This window comes from Herbaspirillum sp. Her2, from assembly GCF_057961375.1.
The window spans coordinates 3974804-3991802 of sequence record NZ_CM176331.1; the positions used below are offsets into that span (position 1 = coordinate 3974804).

The 16999-nt window shown below is 62.9% G+C and carries 13 protein-coding genes; 6 read left to right on the forward strand and 7 right to left on the reverse strand.

Annotated features, from left to right (window positions below):
• Positions 1 to 107 precede the first annotated feature (107 nt).
• The 6 genes from ACWHXP_RS18075 to polA all read right to left on the reverse strand — a co-directional run bounded on the left by ACWHXP_RS18075 (position 108) and on the right by polA (position 9565).
• Positions 108 to 1094, reverse strand: coding sequence for an isopenicillin N synthase family dioxygenase (locus ACWHXP_RS18075; protein WP_489624517.1), 987 nt, complete (start codon positions 1092 to 1094; stop codon positions 108 to 110).
• 69 nt (positions 1095 to 1163) lie between these two features.
• Positions 1164 to 2153 (reverse strand): ABC transporter substrate-binding protein, encoded by a 990-nt coding sequence (locus tag ACWHXP_RS18080; RefSeq protein WP_489624516.1) that lies wholly within the window; start codon positions 2151 to 2153, stop codon positions 1164 to 1166.
• A 61-nt stretch (positions 2154 to 2214) separates the two neighbouring features.
• Positions 2215 to 3234: a PDR/VanB family oxidoreductase gene (locus tag ACWHXP_RS18085; RefSeq protein WP_489635367.1), complete on the reverse strand. Its 1020-nt coding sequence runs from the start codon at positions 3232 to 3234 to the stop codon at positions 2215 to 2217.
• 401 nt (positions 3235 to 3635) lie between these two features.
• A complete protein-coding gene (locus ACWHXP_RS18090) occupies positions 3636 to 4520 on the reverse strand; it encodes a dienelactone hydrolase family protein (RefSeq protein WP_489635366.1) in 885 nt (294 codons plus the stop codon).
• A 211-nt stretch (positions 4521 to 4731) separates the two neighbouring features.
• Entirely contained in the window at positions 4732 to 6429 is a 1698-nt protein-coding gene (locus ACWHXP_RS18095) for a methyl-accepting chemotaxis protein (RefSeq protein ID WP_489635365.1), read from the reverse strand.
• 373 nt (positions 6430 to 6802) lie between these two features.
• Positions 6803 to 9565 carry a DNA polymerase I gene (gene polA / locus ACWHXP_RS18100; RefSeq protein ID WP_489635364.1) on the reverse strand — a complete coding sequence of 921 codons (2763 nt, stop codon included), beginning with the start codon at positions 9563 to 9565 and terminating at the stop codon, positions 6803 to 6805.
• Between polA and ACWHXP_RS18105 the strand changes: the two genes are divergently transcribed.
• From ACWHXP_RS18105 to ACWHXP_RS18130, 6 genes are all read left to right on the forward strand, one after another.
• Positions 9566 to 10312, forward strand: coding sequence for an LOG family protein (locus ACWHXP_RS18105; RefSeq protein ID WP_121042707.1), 747 nt, complete (start codon positions 9566 to 9568; stop codon positions 10310 to 10312).
• A gap of 210 nt (positions 10313 to 10522) precedes the next feature.
• On the forward strand, positions 10523 to 11218 hold the full coding sequence (locus ACWHXP_RS18110; protein WP_489635363.1) for a hypothetical protein: 696 nt from the start codon (positions 10523 to 10525) through the stop codon (positions 11216 to 11218).
• Positions 11219 to 11365: 147 nt separating this feature from the next.
• Positions 11366 to 11803, forward strand: coding sequence for a hypothetical protein (locus tag ACWHXP_RS18115; protein ID WP_039789298.1), 438 nt, complete (start codon positions 11366 to 11368; stop codon positions 11801 to 11803).
• Positions 11804 to 11988: 185 nt separating this feature from the next.
• Positions 11989 to 12942, forward strand: a complete 954-nt coding sequence (locus ACWHXP_RS18120) for a homoserine kinase (RefSeq protein WP_034330901.1) — start codon at positions 11989 to 11991, stop codon at positions 12940 to 12942.
• An 11-nt stretch (positions 12943 to 12953) separates the two neighbouring features.
• Positions 12954 to 13757, forward strand: coding sequence for a BPSS1780 family membrane protein (locus ACWHXP_RS18125; RefSeq protein ID WP_489624512.1), 804 nt, complete (start codon positions 12954 to 12956; stop codon positions 13755 to 13757).
• A gap of 159 nt (positions 13758 to 13916) precedes the next feature.
• Positions 13917 to 15479, forward strand: a complete 1563-nt coding sequence (locus ACWHXP_RS18130) for a methyl-accepting chemotaxis protein (RefSeq protein ID WP_489624511.1) — start codon at positions 13917 to 13919, stop codon at positions 15477 to 15479.
• A gap of 9 nt (positions 15480 to 15488) precedes the next feature.
• Here ACWHXP_RS18130 and xylB read toward each other — a convergent pair whose 3' ends face one another.
• On the reverse strand, positions 15489 to 16961 hold the full coding sequence (gene xylB, locus ACWHXP_RS18135) for a xylulokinase (RefSeq protein ID WP_489635362.1): 1473 nt from the start codon (positions 16959 to 16961) through the stop codon (positions 15489 to 15491).
• Positions 16962 to 16999 lie beyond the last annotated feature (38 nt).

The window sequence follows — 16999 nt, forward strand, 5'->3', positions numbered from 1 at the left end:
CTCCTTCTGCTTGGACTGCGAACGCCATGGTTCGCAGTGTTCCGGCCGGCGTGCCAACACGGTCGCCTTCGCCGAAATACATTGGCTTCGAGGTGTCATGCGGCAGCTCAGGCCGCCGCTACCGCCCCGAAGGTCTGCTTCACTTTCATTTCCAGGTAGTCACCGATGGTGCAGGGGGCGTAGCGCGCCGGGCGTTCATCGCTGCAGCAACTGGGCAGGCAGGCCACCACCGCCGCCTGGTCGCCATCCTGGAAGAACGGCAGGGAATAGCGCGGTGCACTGCCCGCATTGAGCACGCGATGCGCATTGCTGTGATACAGGTCATTGCTCCAGCGCTGCAACAGGTCGCCGATGTTGACCACGAAACTTTCCGCGATGGGAGGCGCGCTCACCCATTGGCCATCGGCATTGCAGATTTCCAGTCCGCCGATGTCGTCCTGCGCGAGGATGGTGACCAGGCCCCAATCGGTATGGGCCCCGGCACCGATCTGGTTGTGGCGGGCACCGTCAGGCTGGGGCGGATAGTGCAGCATGCGCTGGGTGGCGATGGGTGCCTGCAGCACCGGCTCGAAGAAATCCTCGGGCATCTCCAGCGACAGTGCGATCATGCCCAGCAGGCGATGCGACAGGGCGCGCACGGCGTCGTAATACAGCCGTGAGTGCTCTTCGAAACCCGGCAGATCCTGCGGCCACAGGTGGTGGCCATAGCGCAGCAGGCCGCGTTGTACATACGGATGATCGGGCGCGATGTCAAAGCCGAACTGGAAGCCTTCCTTCAAATCGGCGGGCGATCCTTCATCGAGGGCCTGCGCGCCCATGCGCTCGTATCCGTAGCCGGACGGAGAATGCCGCATGTCGATGGCCGATTTGCTGGTCTGGGGCAAGGCAAAGAAACGCCGCGCCCAATCGAATTGCTGCTCGACCAGCGAGGGCGCGACACCGTGATTGACCAGGTAGAAGAACCCCACGTCACGCGAGATCTTGTGGATCTCCCAGGCCAGCGCCTCGCGGCGGGCCAGTTCGGGCGAGAACGCATCGGCGAAATCGATCACCGGAATGCGGCGCGCGGTCATGGGTACTGTGTAGGGAATCATGGCGTCCTCACGCGAAGGGGATCGCTGCTGCGGACAGCACAAGGCAGCAGCGATCGGCGGGTCACAACATCAGGGCATGACCTTCATGTCCTTGACGAACTGGGTGGTGTAGGCCTTGTGATAATCGGTCCCCGCCTTGAGCAGGCCGGTGGCGACCATGACGTCATAGGTCTGTTTCCAGCGCTCATCGGTCATCACGCCGATGCCCATCTTGGCCGCATCCCCCCCGGTGACGACCTTGAGTTCCTTGAGCTTGCCCAGGGCATAGGCCAGTTGCTCATCGCCCATGTTCTTGTTGTCGGCCTTGATGAGGGCATTCGCCGGTGCCGGGTCTTCCAGGTAGCTTTTCCAGCCTTCGGCAGTCGCCTTGACGAAGCGCTGCACCAGGTCAGGCTTGGTGGCGACGGTCTTCTGCAGCGTAACGATGGTGGTGCCATAAGGCGGATAGCCTTCGCTGGCGAAGAGGAAGAACTTGCTCTTCACGCCGGCCTTGTCGGCCTGGAACAGTTCGGACGAGGGATAAGCCTGCTGCGCGATGTTGGGATCGGCAAAGAAGGGCTGCAGGTTGAAGGTGTAGGCCTTGGACTGCGCATCGGTGTAGCCGTACTTGGACTTGAGCCACGGCCACCAGCTCGACTGGCCCGAGCCAGCGACCAGGATGGTCTTGCTCTTGAGACCACCCAAGCTGCTGACATCATCATGCGTCATCATGCCCTGCAGGTCGGACTGGAAGGACGTACCGACAGTCACCAGCGGCAGTCCCTGCTCGATCCCCTTCATCACCGTGAAGTCATAGCCCATGCTGAAGTCAGCCTGCCCGGCCACCAGGATCTGCATGTTGTTGACCTGCGGACCACCCATCTTGATGGTCACATCCATCCCATATTTTTTATAGATACCCTTGGCCACCGCCTGGTAGAAGCCGCCGTGCTCGGCCTGCGCATACCAGTTCGACAGCAGCGTGACCTTGTCCTCGGCGTGGGCCAGGCCCGTCACCGACAGGGCAGCCGCGCCCAGCCACAGCGCGGCCAGGTGCCGCAGGAATGTCCGCTTTTGCATCGATTGCTTCTTCATAGCCTTCCTCTCCAGGTGGGTTGAACTTGCTTTGCGCACTAACCAATTACAGATCCAGAACCAGTCGCGTGCCGGCACAGCGCGATACGCAGGGCAGGATGCGGCGGCCACTGGCGCGTTCGGCGTCAGAGAGCACGCTGTCGCGATGCAGGGGCTGGCCTTCCAGCACGACGCTTTCGCAACTGCCGCAGAAACCTTCGCCGCAGGAGGTGCCGATCACCACGCCCAGTTGCGCAGCGGCTGCGACGATGCTCTGTCCGGGCTGCACCTCGCAGCGCAGGCCGGAACGGTGCAGGACCAGTTCGAAGACGTGCTCTTCGGCCTGAGCCTGCGCAGCGGATGGCGGCTCGGCATGCGCCATCAGAGGCGCAGCGAACAATTCGAAATGAATGTCCTGCTCGCGCCAACCCGCCAGTTGCGCATGACGGCGCGCGGCCTCGATGAAAGGTGCAGGTCCGCACACATAGAGCGGCGACGAAGGCGGCACGGCTGCGAGCGCCGCTGCGATGGCACGCTCGGTCTCACTACCGTCCAGCCCCAGGTGCAGCGACATGCCTTGCGAACAGGCGGCCAGTTCATGGAAAAATGCAGCGTGTGCCAGGCTGCGCGCGAAGTAATGCAGGCGATGACGTCTGCCCTGCGCGGCCATCTCGGCGGCCATCGCATGCAGCGGCGTGATGCCGATACCAGCGGCCAGCAGCAAGGGCGCGCGGGTGTCGGCGATGAGGGGAAAGGCATTGACGGGAGACGATGCGCTGATCGCCATACCCGCCTGCACCTGTTCATGCAGGAAGGCGGATCCACCGCGCGAATCGCTCTCGCGCTTGACGGCAATCACGTAGCAGTCGCGCTGCTGCGGCGTATTGCAGAGGGAATAGGCACGCACCAGACCGTCTTGCAAATGCAGGCGCAGGTGCGCGCCCGGCGTCCAGGGCGGCAACGCGGCACCCTCCTGCGCCACCAGTTCAAAGAGACGAATCCCTTCGGCCGCGTGGCGCACTGCCCTCACCCGCAAAGGCAGTGTGGTGTCGGCACTACCATTGAAACGATCGGTGACAGCGTTCATCGCCCACCTCGGATGGCATTGCCGGAAAGGGAATCGATCAGGGGGAGTATTGCGAAAAACGGCAACGCAGAATGAGAAGGCGCTCGGGCAATGTGCATGGTCTCGTGTCCTGTCAAAAGAGAGGGACCACCGGAAGGCTCCGATGGCGTCACGAGCAATGCCCCGCAAGAAGGTAAGTGTCTTCGTTACCGACTGCTAGCCGCTTCTACTCAATCGCTTCTTTAGCAAACGGCGTGCCAAGGCCGGAAGCGCCGTAAACCCATGTGTTCTTTCTGCGGTTCAATGAAAAAGGGACGGAGAATTCCGTCCCTTTGCCTGCGCGCTGCACATCTTGGTGCGCCCTGCCTTGATCTGCATCAGAAGCGCACCAACAAGAAGCTCGCCAAATTATTGCATCAACATCAGGCCACGCCATGCTGCTTGAAGAAAGCCACGACCTTGCTCCACGCATCCTTGGCGTCCGCCTCCACATAGCTGGGACGGTAGTCGGCGTTGAAGGCATGGCCCGAATTCATGTACACATGGAATTCGGATTTGTTGCCTGCCTTCTGCAGGGCTTCCTTCATCTGCTCCACGGTGGAAACCGGGATGCCCTGGTCCTTGCCGCCGTAGAGGCCGATGACCGGCGTCTTCAGCGTGGGCGCGATATCGATGGGCTGTTTCGGGAACAGCGCGGTCTTGTCGCCCACCAGGCGGCCATACCAGGCGGCCCCGGCCTTGACCTGGGGGTTGTGGGCGCTGTAGAGCCACACGATGCGGCCGCCCCAGCAGAAGCCGTTGATACCCAGGCGCTTGATGTCGCCGCCGTTCTCGCCGGCCCATTTCACGTAGGCATCAATGTCGCCCATGACCTGCGCATCGGGCACCTTGGAAATGATTTCCTTCTGCAGCTCGGCAATGGAGGTATAGGCCATGGGATTGCCTTGGCGCACGAAGAAGTCCGGTGCGATGGCCAGGTAGCCCAGCTTGGCGAAACGGCGCGCGATGTCGGCGATGTGCTCATGCACGCCGAAGATCTCGGAGACCACGATGATGACCGGCAGGCCGGTCTTGCCCTCGGGCTGGGCGCGATAGGCCGGCACGCGCTGGCCGTTGACGTCGATGGATACCTCGCCTGCGGTCAGGCCTTGGGTATCGGTCTTGATCATGGTCTGCGCGCACACCGGCAGCACGGCGGCGGCAAAGCCGGTGCCCAGCGCGGTCTTGAGGAAGGTGCGGCGATCAGCGTTGCCGGACAGGTTGCTCTGGCCCAGCAGGCTGTTGAAATCATTGCGAAGGTCGTTCATCGGGTTCTCCATCTTGGTGGCACTTGGCCTCGTTGTGGTGGAAGTGATGGTGATGCGGGGGAGCGCCAAGATGAAAAAGCGGTCCTTGCAGACCGCTTTCATGGCACCGGACAAGCTGGCATTTTTCGCACGCCGGCTTCATCCCCTGCCGGAGTCTAACCGCAATCGGCAGAACGTGTTGAGCGCGGCTTGACCAGGTTTTGACCCGGCTTCATCCCTGCACCGCCAGTGCCGCTTTGCCGCCCGGCAGCTCCGGCGCACCGGGCGTGACGTCGATGACGCGCTCAGCCGAAGCCGGTTGTGCATAAGTTGCAGAAGTGGACGAAGTCACGCGCGCCTGTGCCGCATCGATGCGGAACACGCTCACCAGTTGCTGCAAACCGGCCGCCTGTTCCTGCAGCTGGCGCGCTGCGGCCGCTGCCTGTTCGACCAGGGCGGCGTTCTGCTGGGTCATGTCGTCGATCTGGATGATGGCCTCGTTGACTTGTTCGATGCCGCTGCTCTGCTCGCGGTTGGCGTGGGTGATCTCGGTCATCACGTCGGTGACGCGGCGGATGCTGGTGACGATCTCGGTCATGGTGCTGCCGGCCTGCTCGACCAGCTTGCTGCCGTTTTCCACCTTGCCCACCGAGTCGCCGATGAGCACCTTGATTTCCTTGGCGGCCGAGGCCGAGCGCTGCGCCAGCGAACGCACTTCGGACGCCACCACTGCAAAGCCGCGCCCCTGCTCGCCCGCACGCGCCGCTTCCACCGCCGCATTGAGCGCGAGGATATTGGTCTGGAAGGCGATGCCATCGATCACGCTGACGATGTCGGCTACCTTCTGCGAGGAGGCATTGATGGACTGCATGGTCTCCACCACCTGCGAGACGATGCTGCCACCCTGCACCGCCACGTCGGAGGCAGCCAGCGCCAGGTCGTTGGCCTGGTGGGCGTTCTCGGCATTCTGCTTGACGGTGGAATTGAGCTGCTCCATGGAGGAGGCGGTCTCTTCCAGCGCGCCAGCCTGCTGCTCGGTGCGGCCGGAGAGGTCCAGGTTGCCGCGTGCGATTTCGGTCGAGGCGGTAGTGATGGTTTCAGAACCGCGTCGCACTTCCGAGACGATCGCCGCGAGCTTGTCGCGCATCACGCGCATGGCCGCCAGCAGGCTGTCGTTGTCACCCGCGCGGGTATCAATCACGACAGCCAGGTCGCCTTCGGCAATCTGGCCGGCGATCTGCACGGCGTAGTCCGGTTCGCCACCCAGCTTGCGCAGGATCTGGCGCGTGATCCAGACCGCCGCCAGGATCGCGGTGACCACGCCGATGGCGCTGATGAGCAGCATCAGCAGGCGCGCACGGGCATAGGCGGCGGCGCTGCTGTCGGCGGCTTCGCGGTTGAGTTTGTCTTCCAGTGCGGCCAATGCCTTCAGTTCGACCTGCCAGGATTTCTGCACCGGCAGGTATTGCTCCTTCAGGAATTGCGCCAGTTCATAGGCTTCGCGGCGCTTGCCGAATTCGACGGCTTCGTTGATGAGCTTCTCGGCGGTAGCGGCCTGCGCCTGGATCTTGGGCAGGGCCGCCTTCTCTTCCTCGGAAGTGTCCGAAGAATCGGCAAAGAGCTGTTGCAGCTTCTGCGCGGCGACCTTGTATTTCTGGGTCTGGCCTTCGATGTATTGCGCCTCGATGTCCACATCTTCGGGCGCGGCGGGCAGCATGAGGTTGCGCAGCGAGATGGAGCGCTCGCCCACGGTCTCCAGCATCTCCTTGACCAGTGCGCTCTCGGGATTCTTGACCTCCACCACGTGGGTGAAGCGTCCCTGTACCTGGTGCATGTTGAAGATGCCGAAGCCGGTCACCAGCACCAGCAGCAAGACCACCCACGCAAACCCCAATCCCAGGCGCGTACCTACCTTCATTCCTGACTTCATGACGTCTCCTCCCATGTGTTCATCGGAGGCCGGACGGAAAGACGGAGATGACAACGGCCACGGACCGCATGCGGTCATGGCCGGTGATGAATGTGCTTGTCCCCTGCTTCCCTGCCTCAGCCTCGGTTGCCCGGACCCCGTCCGGTACCACCCAGGGCGTCATCCCGTCTTTGTTCGTCTGCGGTTGCGACGCCGGTCTGCTTGTCTTGTCATTCAGGTGCTGGCTTGGTCGGGGCACTGACGCCTGCTGACCACTGGGGTCACGTCACGGCGTCAGCTTGCCTTCCTGCCAATCTTGCTTTTTTGCCTAATCGTTCACGCCCCTGCACTATCGCACAGCGGAAAGCCGCGTTTTCCTGTGAGGGGGTGAAGATTAATGCGCTTCGTCCCAATTCTTACCGATTCCGACCTCGGCAAGCAAGGGAACTTTCAGCTCCGCAACATTTTTCATCAATTCAGGCAGCTTTTCACGCACCACCGCCAGCTCCTCCTGGGGCACTTCCAGCACCAGTTCATCGTGGACCTGCATGATCATGCGGCTCTTCATGCCAGTCGACTCCAGCCAGTCCTGCACGGCAATCATGGCCAGCTTGATGAGGTCAGCCGCGGTGCCCTGCATGGGCGCATTGATCGCCGCACGCTCGGCGCCTTGTCGGCGCGGACCGTTGGGCGAGTTGATCTCGGGCAGCCACAGGCGGCGGCCGAAGACCGTTTCCACGTAGCCGCGCGCCTTGGCCTGCAGGCGCGTTTCATCCATGTAGCGCTTCACGCCCGAGAAGCGCATGAAGTACTTGTCGATGTACATCTGCGCGGCAGAGCGTTCGATGCCAAGGTTGCCGGCCAGGCCAAAGGCGCTCATGCCGTAGATCAGTCCGAAGTTGATGACCTTGGCATAGCGGCGCTGCTCGGACTCAACCTGCTCGGGCGCGATGCCGAAGATTTCGGCGGCGGTGGCCTTGTGGATGTCTTCGTTGTTGGCGAAGGCTTTCAGCATGTTCTCGTCTTCGGAGATGTGCGCCATGATGCGCAGCTCGATCTGCGAATAGTCGGCCGAGACGATCACGCAGCCTTCGGAGGCGACGAAGGCTTCGCGGATGCGGCGTCCTTCGGGCGTGCGGATCGGGATGTTCTGCAGGTTCGGTTCGTTGGAGGACAGGCGGCCGGTGACCGCCACCGCCTGTGCATAGTTGGTATGCACGCGGCCGGTGGCCGGGTTGATCATCTTGGGCAGCTTGTCGGTGTAGGTGGACTTGAGCTTGGCCAGGCCGCGATAGTCCAGCAGGACCTTGGGCAGCGGATAATCCTCGGCCAGCTTCTGCAGCACTTCCTCATCGGTGGACGGTGCGCCCGAGGCGGTCTTCTTGACCACCGGCAGCTCCAGCTTGCCGAACAGGATCTCGCCCAGCTGCTTGGGCGAATTCAGGTTGAAAGGCTGGCCAGCCAGATCGTAGGCCTGCTGTTCGATTTCCAGCATGCGTTTGCCGAGATCGTGCGATTGCTGGCCCAGGCGCTCGCTGTCGATCAGCACGCCATTGCGTTCGATCTTCTGCAGCACTACCGAGGTCGGAACTTCGATCTTCTCGTAGATGAAGCGCAGCTTGTCATCATGCTCGATCTGCGGCCACATGGCGTGATGCAGGGCCAGCGTGACTTCCGCATCTTCGGCGGCGTATTCGGTGGCGCGTTCAATGGCCACTTCATTGAAGCCGATCTGCGACGCACCCTTGCCGCACACTTCGGCATAAGTGATGGTCTTGCGCTCCAGATGACGTGCAGCCAGGCTGTCCATGTCATGCGGACGATGTGATTCGAAGACGTAGGATTCCAACAGCGTGTCGTGCTTCACGCCAGCGAGACGAACGCCGTAGTTGGCAAAGATGTGGCTGTCGTATTTCAGGTGCTGGCCGAGCTTGGGCTTGCTGGCGTCTTCCAGCCAGGGCTTCAGTTTGGCGAGCACGTGCTCGCGCGACAATTGTTCGGGTGCGTCCTGGTAGTTGTGCGCCACCGGAATGTAGGCAGCACGGCCCGGCTCGCAGCACAGCGAGATGCCGACCAGCTCGGCCTGCATCGCATCCAGCGAGGTGGTCTCGGTATCGACGGCCGTCAGTTCGGCGGCGTTGATGGTGGCGATCCACTGATCCAGTTGCGCATCGGTGAGCACGGTCTCGTACTCGACCTTGGGCGCAGGAGCAAAGAGGCCACCCTGGGCCGGCGCTTCCAGTGCTGCAGCGGCGCTGGCACCGACCAGCGGGGCCTTGGCACCCGCCGGCTCGCTGCCCTCGCCCAGTTCGCGCAGCCAGGTGCGGAAGTTGTAGCGGGTGAAGAGATCCTTGAGCACTTCCTTGTCGACCGGCTGCATGGTCAGCGATTCGAGGATGGACTTCATGTGCTCCGACAGATCGCAATCGGTCTTGACCGTGACCAGCACGCGGCCTTGCGGCAGCCAGTCCAGGGCCTTGCGCAGATTCTCGCCGACCACGCCGGTGATCTTGTCGGCGTTGGCCATGACGCCGTCGAGCGAGCCATAGGCGGAGAGCCACTTCACGGCGGTCTTGGGGCCGCACTTTTCGACGCCGGGTACGTTGTCGACGGTGTCGCCGATGAGGCTCAGGTAATCGACGATGCGCTCGGGCGGCACGCCGAATTTTGCAGTCACGCCGGCAATGTCGAGAACTTCATTGCTCATCGTGTTGACCAAGGTAACGTGTTCGTTGACCAGTTGGGCCATGTCCTTGTCGCCGGTGGAAACGATGGTGTCCAGTCCGGCGGCGGTGGCTTGTACCGAGAGCGTACCGATGACGTCATCGGCCTCGATGCCCTCGACCATCAGGATCGGCCAACCCAGGGCGCGCACGGCGGCGTGAATCGGTTCGATCTGCAATGCCAGGTCTTCCGGCATGGATTTGCGGGTGGCCTTGTAGTCGGGATAGAGATCATCACGGAAAGTCTTGCCCTTGGCGTCGAACACACAGGCAACGTAACTTGCGGGATAATCGTTGCGCAGTCGGCGCAGCATATTGATGATGCCGTACAGCGCACCGGTGGGCGCGCCTTCCGCGTTACGCATATCGGGCAGTGCATGGAAGGCCCGATAGAGGTAACTGGAACCATCAACTAACAACAAGGTTTTTTGCATATGGAACAGAGAGGAAAAAATGTCCCGCGTCTGCGGGAGGTGGGGGACATCGAACGCGCGACGGCCAAGAAGGCGCGCGAGTCGTGGCATGTACTCACGATTATGGCAGAATTCATCGAATCGACCGAACGTCTCTCCGAGCTGCGTCCTGCCGTTTCCATCTTCGGTTCTGCCCGGATCAAGCCCGACAATCCCCATTATCAACTGTGTGTGGAGATCGCCCGCCTGATCTCCGACGCCGGCTATGCCGTCATCTCCGGCGGCGGCCCCGGCATCATGGAGGCTGCCAACAAGGGCGCCTACGAAGGCGCTTCGCCCTCGGTGGGCCTGAACATCGAACTGCCGCACGAACAGCACGGCAATGCCTGGCAGGACATCTCGCTGTCCTTCCGCCATTTCTTCGCGCGCAAGGTGGCCTTCGTGAAATATGCGGATGCCTACGTGGTGCTGCCGGGCGGTTTCGGCACCTTGGATGAGCTGACCGAAGCACTGACCCTCATGCAGACCGGCAAGTCGCGCATGATGCCGGTGATCCTGGTGGGCAGCGAGTTCTGGGCCGGACTGGTGGACTGGATCAAGACCCGCCTGGTGGACGACGGCATGATCTCGCCCAAGGACGTGAACCTGCTGCAGGTGATCGATGAACCTGCCGACGTGCTGGCAGCCATCCAGAAATTCCACGCCGAGAAGTCCAAGCCGGCGGAAACCCAGCAGGAGGCAGAGCGTCAGAGCGGGATGTATCTGTAACACCGCACTTCATGAGCACGACGAGGCCGGACCGCAGCGATGCCGTCCGGCCTTCTCTTTTTACCGGACCAGAACCGGCATGGCATCAGCGATAGACGCAAGAAAGTTCACTTCCCCTCACCAACGTACGATTTGAAACAACAACGCAAGAATTCATGATGCAGGGCAACTTCATGAAGATTCATACCACTTTCTTGCACCTTCTCTTTTATGCCGGTCGCCCGCGCCTATTTCACGCAACTCTTCCTGGGCACGCTGTACGCGGCGCTGTTCCTGTGCCTGATACCAATGGCGACCGGTGCGGCCATGCTGTTTCTTCCCGCCACACAGTGGCAGCCATGGCACCCCGACCGGTGGCAAGACAGCCTGCACGCGCACCGTGAAACCCTGTACTGGCTGGCGGCCCTGCTCATGGCCGCCACCCTGGCCTGGTTCTGCTGGGGCATGGGCCGCGTCATCGGTCAGGCCCAGCCGCGCTGGCAGCCAGCCTACTGGACCACCACCCTGCTCTACATGGTGGTGATGAGCTATGGCGTGGCCATTGCCGTGGTCACCAGCACCCGGCCCCACTACCAGCAATGCCAGATGTACACCGAAAAGCTCAACGGCGGCCTGCGCCACTATCGGGGCGAAGACTTCCTGGTCGAACTGTGCGGCACCGGCAGCGGCGACCACCGGCACGACCAGATCCGCCTGCGCATCTTCGATGAGCAGGGCCAGTGGCGCGCGGTACGCTACTTCACCGTGCAATGGGGCGGGCACTATCCCGTGCTGATCGACTATGCCCGCGACCACCTCGCCTACTTCGATGCCAGCGAAGGCGAAGATGAAGAATTCGTCAAAGTGGTGGCCATGCCCCCTACCCTGGCCGACTGGCTGAGCACCCGCATCCCGCTGCTGGACTAGCCCCGGCGATGGATCCGGCTCAACACGGCCACGCGCGCTCGCATTTGCCTGTTGTCTTATTGATCATTCCCATGAAGAAACGCGACGGCCAGACCTTGATGGTTTGCTACAATGAAGAAAACAACACCCCTTTTTCTTCATAAGATCATGAAACCATCCCAACTCCGGTTCAAAGAGTCCCTGGCAGCGCTGCTGCTGTGCGCATCGGCTGGCCTGGCCGCGCCGCTGGCGCTGGCACAAACTCCGCCCGCAGGCCTGGCTGCCCAGCCCGCTCCGCCGCCGCCCGAACTGGAGAAGCTGGAAGAAGGCGAACCACCGGCCGTGACCATCCGCAAGCCGGGCGAAGACAGCCGCACGCAGGGCAACAGCATCAAGGAACGCCGCGACCACGGCCAGACCAAGGAAATCGAAGTCAAGTCCGGTCCCAGCACCTACTACGTGCGTCCCAATCCGCAACTGGGCGGTTCCACCCCCGGCGATGCACAAAGCCCGCCGCCTAGCTCGGCCCAGTGGAAGGTCGGCGAGTTCGACTGGGGTGTCAAGAAGCCTCAGGAAGGCGACACCGACGGCACCACCAAGAAGTGATTCCGTTGATCGCGCGCGTCGCCAGACGATGATGGCGCGCGATCGACAGCGATCAACCGCATCACCCGGCCGCATTGCGCAGCCGGTTCAGGAACGGGAAGGACGGCGCATCTGCCCTCCCCCTCGCGCAGCCGCCGGATTTGGCGGCAGCGCGCCCCAGCCAGCATCCTCTTTTCATTTTCGTCATGGCAGTCTTTACACCGGTCAGTCTGGAACAACTCTCGGACTGGATTGAACAATTCCCGCTCGGCCGCGCCACCTCGATCAAAGGCATCTCCTCGGGCATCGAAAACAGCAACTTCTTCATCGGCACGGAGCAAGGCGAATACGTGCTGACGCTGTTCGAGAAGCTGCACATCGAACAGTTGCCCTTCTATCTCGAACTGATGCGCCACCTGGCGCAGCGCGGCATCCCGGTGCCGGCGCCGGTGCCCAACGACAAGGGCGCCATCGTCAACCTGCTCAACGACAAGCCGGCAGCCATCGTCAGCAAGCTCGAAGGCCAGTCGCAGCTGGATCCACAGCCGGTGCACTGCGCCGCGCTGGGCGACATGCTGGCGCGCATGCACCTGGCGGCCAAGGATTTCAAGATCCTGCAGCCCAACCTGCGCGGCCTGGCCTGGTGGCTGGAAACCACCCCGGCGGTGCTGCCCTTCCTGCCGGCCGAACTGGGCCAGTTGCTCGCCAGCGAAGTGCAGTACCAGAAGGACTTTGCCGCCACCGCCGACTACCGCGCCCTGCCGCGTGGACCGGTGCATGCCGACCTGTTCCGCAATAACGCGATGTTCGTGGGCGAGCAGCTGTCGGGCATCTTCGATTTCTATTTCGCCGGTTGCGATACCTGGCTGTTCGACCTGGCCGTGACCGTCAACGACTGGTGCGTGGACCTGGACACGGGCGTGCTCGACACTGCCCGCAGCGAAGCCATGCTGGCCGCCTATCGTGCCGTGCGTCCGTTCTCGGACGCCGAACGCGTGGCGTGGCAGCCGATGCTGCGCGCTGCCGCGCTGCGCTTCTGGCTCTCGCGCCTGTACGATTTCTATCTGCCGCGCGAAGCCGAAATGCTCACGCCGCATGATCCGACGCACTTCGAACGCATCCTGCGCCTGCGCATCCAGGATGCGCCACCGACGCTGTAAGCACTGGAGCCATGGAAAAGATCCCCGCACACACCGGCTGGTCCTGGGTCAAACAGGGCTTCGCCCTGTTCAGAAAGCAACCGGCCGAAATCTCCACGCTGTTCTTCGCCTACATGTTCCTGATGCTGGCGCTGGGCATCATCCCGGTGCTCGGCCAGATGCTGCCGCTGATCCTGATCCCGCTGTTCTCGATGTCGTTCATGCAGGCCTGCGCGCAGATCGAGCGCGGTGAGCGGGTGTTCCCCAACCTGCTGTTGATCGGCTTCCGCAGCCCGGCGCGCAATACGCTGTTGAAGCTCGGCCTGCTCTATCTGCTGGTGGCCACGCTGGTGGTAGCGGCTTCGGCGCTGGCCGACGGCGGCAGCTTCTGGAAAGCCATGATGGGTGGCGGCCTGTCGACCGAGGAACTGCAAAGCGCCGCTGGCAGCATGCGCATTGCCATGCTGGTGGCGGCCGCCCTCTACGTGCCGGCGGCCATGGCGTTCTGGTATGCCGCCCCCTTGATCATGTGGCAGCAGATGCCGCTGGGGAAGGCACTGTTCTACAGCTTCTTCGCGGTGCGCCGCGCCGGGCGTGCGTTCCTGGTCTTCGGCCTGGCCTGGATCGTGATCGCCATCGTGGTGCCCACGGTCATCAGCATGGCCATCACGCTGCTGACCGGCAGCATTACGGCGGTGTTCTTCATCCTGCTGCCGATCTCGATAATATTGACGGTCATCATGTACTGTTCGTTCTATCCGACCTACACTAGCGTCTTCGGAAAGCCCCGCAGAGGGTCCGACAGCCCGCACAACGGAGACAATCCCATCGTCTGACGCGTCATTCCCGTCATACAGGACCTTGCGCCAGGCTGTCGCTGCCTGGCGCGCCCGGTCCGATGTGTTCGCAAGGGAGAGGCGAACAGCATCCGCTCCACCGCCCGCCCCCGCCAGCTGGACTTTCCATCATCACAGCTTCTTACACGGGGGTATCAGATGCGCATGAACATGCCGGTCACGGGGCAGGAACGCCTGCTCATCGATGGCAAGGCCATCGTTTCCAAGACCGATCTCCAGGGCAATATCACCTACGTCAATCCTTACTTCATCGAGATCAGCGGTTTCGAGGAAGAGGAATTGCTGGGCGCGCCGCAGAACCTGATCCGCCATCCCGACATGCCGCCCGAGGCCTTCGCCGACATGTGGGCCACCATCAAGGGCGGCACACCCTGGACCGGACTGGTCAAGAACCGCAGCAAGAGCGGCGACCATTACTGGGTGCGTGCCAACGTGACGCCCATCCGCGAAAGCGGCCAGGTGGTCGGCTACATGTCGGTCCGCACCAAGCCCGAACGCGCGGCGGTGGATGGCGCCGAGAAGCTCTACGCAAGCATGCGCCGTGGCCAGGCCAAGGGCATTGCCCTGCATCGTGGTGAAGTGGTGCGGACCGGACTGGCCGGATGGCTGGGCAGGCTCGGGCGCATGCAGTTGAATACGCGCCTGAACTGGTCGATGGGCGTGATGCTGGCGATCCAGATCGCCGTCGTACTGGCCGGCATGATGACGCTGCACCAGTGGTGGATCAGCGCACTGGCGGCCGCGTCAGCCCTGCTGTCCATCGTGCAGTGGATCGCCCTGCGCGCCGCGCTCATCAAGCCGCTGCAGCAGGCCCTCGATATCACCCACGCCATCACCGGAGGCGATCTCTCGGTGCGCATCGAGACCGGCCGCCATGATGAACTGGGCCGCCTGCTGGCCTCGCTGCGCCAGATGAACGTGAACCTGACCGCCATCATCGGCGACGTGCGATCCAACGTCGAGACCATCAATATGGCGACCCGCGAAATCGCCACCGGCAACATGGATCTCTCACGCCGCACTGAACAGCAAGCCGCGAATCTGGAAGAAACGGCATCGAGCATGCACCAGCTCGCCGGCACCGTGCGCCAGAATGCGGATCACGCGAGCCAGGCCAACGAGCTGGCCGGGACCGCATCATCCATTGCCATGCGCGGCGGCGATGCCGTGGCCAGCACCGGCACGACGATGAACGAGATCAGCGAATCCTCCAACAAGATCGTGGACATCATCAGCCTGATCGACAGCATCGCCTTCCAGACCAATATCCTGGCACTCAATGCCGCCGTGGAAGCGGCGCGCGCCGGCGAGCAGGGACGCGGCTTTGCGGTGGTGGCCTCGGAAGTGCGCATGCTGGCGCAGCGCTCGGCAGCGGCGGCCAAGGAGATCAAGCAGTTGATCGACGACTCGGTGGCCAAGGTGGAAGTGGGCAATCGCCAGGTGGAGCAGGCCAGCAGCACCATGCGCGACATCGTGGCTTCGGTGCAGCGGGTCTCGGGCATCATGAGCGAGATCAACGAGGCGACCCAGCAGCAGAGTGCGGGCATCAACCAGGTGCATGAAGCCATCACGCAGATGGATGCCAGCACCCAGCAGAATGCCTCGCTGGTCGAAGAAGCGGCCGCAGCGGCCACCAGTCTGGAAGAGCAGACCATGCGCCTGCTGCAGGCGATCTCGGTGTTCAAGTTCCAGCGCAAGTAAGCGCTGCGCTCAGGCACTCTCTCCCTGCAAGGGCGCAAACGGCGCATAGATTGCCCGATAGCGTTGCAGCCGCACCTGCAGGGCCGCATGCCGTGCTGCATCGGGCTGGTACAGCGCCTGCTGTGCCGGTTTGCGGCACACCTCGGCTTCATCGCCGCCGTCGGCCAGCCAGGCCAGGCGCGCCGCACCCAGCGCACCGCCGGCCTCGCTGCCCACGTGGGTGACGATGCGCACCTGCAGCGCATCGGCCAGCAACTGTGCCCAATAAGCACTGCGCGCGCCACCTCCTACCAGCGACAATTCGGCCACATCGGTGCCCGCCGCACGCAGCGCATCGAGTCCATCCACCATGCCGAAGGCCACGCCTTCAAGTACCGCATAACCGAGTGCGGCACGCTGGTGTTCCGGTGTCAGCCCGTGGAAGACGCCGGTGGCGTAAGGATCGTTGTGCGGTGTGCGCTCACCTGACAGGTAAGGCAGGAACAGCGGCGCATTGTTGCGCGCTTCTTCGTCGAGTTGTTCGATCTCGGCCAGGAGGCTCTTCTCATCCACGGAACACAAGCGGCAGAACCAGCGCAGGCAACTGGCCGCCGAGAGCATCACGCTCATCTGGTGCCAGCGCTGCGGCAGGGTGTGGCAGAAGGCGTGAATGGCGCGCCCAGGATTCGGACGGAAGCGATCATTGACCACGAACAGCACACCGGACGTGCCCAGCGAAAGGAAACCATCACCCGGCTTGACCGCACCGATGCCCACTGCACTGGCCGCGCCATCACCGGCACCACCGGCCACGATCACGTCCGCACGCAAGCCCCAGGCCTGTGCCACTTCCGGCAGCAGCGTGCCCGAGACCGCGCTGCCATCGACCAGCGCCGGCATCTGATCGCGCCGCATGCCGGAGGCGGCCAGCAGTTCGTCGGACCAGTTGCGGCCTTCCACATCCAGCCACAGCGTGCCGGCGGCGTCCGAGGGATCGCACACCTTGCGCCCGGTCATCATGAAGCGCAGCCAATCCTTGGGCAGCAGCACGGTCGCGATACGCGCAAACAGTTGCGGTTCATGGCGCGCCACCCACAGCAGCTTGGGCGCAGTGAAACCCGGCATGGCCAGGTTGCCGGCGATACCGTGCAGGCGCGGTGCGCGGCGTTCCAGCTCGGCACATTCGGGGGCACTGCGCGAATCGCTCCAGAGGATGGCCGGACGCAGCACCGCATCTTGCGCATCCATCAGCACCGCACCATGCATCTGGCCGGACAGGCCAATGGCGCGGATGCGGCCGAAGCGCTCACTGCCGAGCTGCTCGCGCAGCTTGTCCACGGTGGCACAGGTGGCCTGCCACCAGTCGGCCGGACTCTGCTCGGACCAGCGCGGATGCGGACGCGAGACCGTCAGCGTACTGCCAGCCAGCGCCAGCAGCGCGCCCGTCTCGTCGATCACCACCGCCTTGACCTCGGACGTACCCAGGTCGATCCCAAGATACATGGTGCTCCTCGTTATTCGTTATTGAACGGCAATTCTAT

Bases quoted from the DNA above. Each gene is read 5' to 3' on its own strand.
- ACWHXP_RS18075 (WP_489624517.1), bottom strand. From the start codon at position 1,094: ATGATTCCCTACACAGTACCCATGACCGCGCGCCGCATTCCGGTGATC.
- ACWHXP_RS18080 (WP_489624516.1), bottom strand. From the start codon at position 2,153: ATGCAAAAGCGGACATTCCTGCGGCACCTGGCCGCGCTGTGGCTGGGC.
- ACWHXP_RS18085 (WP_489635367.1), bottom strand. From the start codon at position 3,234: ATGAACGCTGTCACCGATCGTTTCAATGGTAGTGCCGACACCACACTG.
- ACWHXP_RS18090 (WP_489635366.1), bottom strand. From the start codon at position 4,520: ATGAACGACCTTCGCAATGATTTCAACAGCCTGCTGGGCCAGAGCAAC.
- ACWHXP_RS18095 (WP_489635365.1), bottom strand. From the start codon at position 6,429: ATGAAGTCAGGAATGAAGGTAGGTACGCGCCTGGGATTGGGGTTTGCG.
- polA (WP_489635364.1), bottom strand. From the start codon at position 9,565: ATGCAAAAAACCTTGTTGTTAGTTGATGGTTCCAGTTACCTCTATCGG.
- ACWHXP_RS18105 (WP_121042707.1), top strand. From the start codon at position 9,566: ATGGAACAGAGAGGAAAAAATGTCCCGCGTCTGCGGGAGGTGGGGGAC.
- ACWHXP_RS18110 (WP_489635363.1), top strand. From the start codon at position 10,523: ATGCCGGTCGCCCGCGCCTATTTCACGCAACTCTTCCTGGGCACGCTG.
- ACWHXP_RS18115 (WP_039789298.1), top strand. From the start codon at position 11,366: ATGAAACCATCCCAACTCCGGTTCAAAGAGTCCCTGGCAGCGCTGCTG.
- ACWHXP_RS18120 (WP_034330901.1), top strand. From the start codon at position 11,989: ATGGCAGTCTTTACACCGGTCAGTCTGGAACAACTCTCGGACTGGATT.
- ACWHXP_RS18125 (WP_489624512.1), top strand. From the start codon at position 12,954: ATGGAAAAGATCCCCGCACACACCGGCTGGTCCTGGGTCAAACAGGGC.
- ACWHXP_RS18130 (WP_489624511.1), top strand. From the start codon at position 13,917: ATGCGCATGAACATGCCGGTCACGGGGCAGGAACGCCTGCTCATCGAT.
- xylB (WP_489635362.1), bottom strand. From the start codon at position 16,961: ATGTATCTTGGGATCGACCTGGGTACGTCCGAGGTCAAGGCGGTGGTG.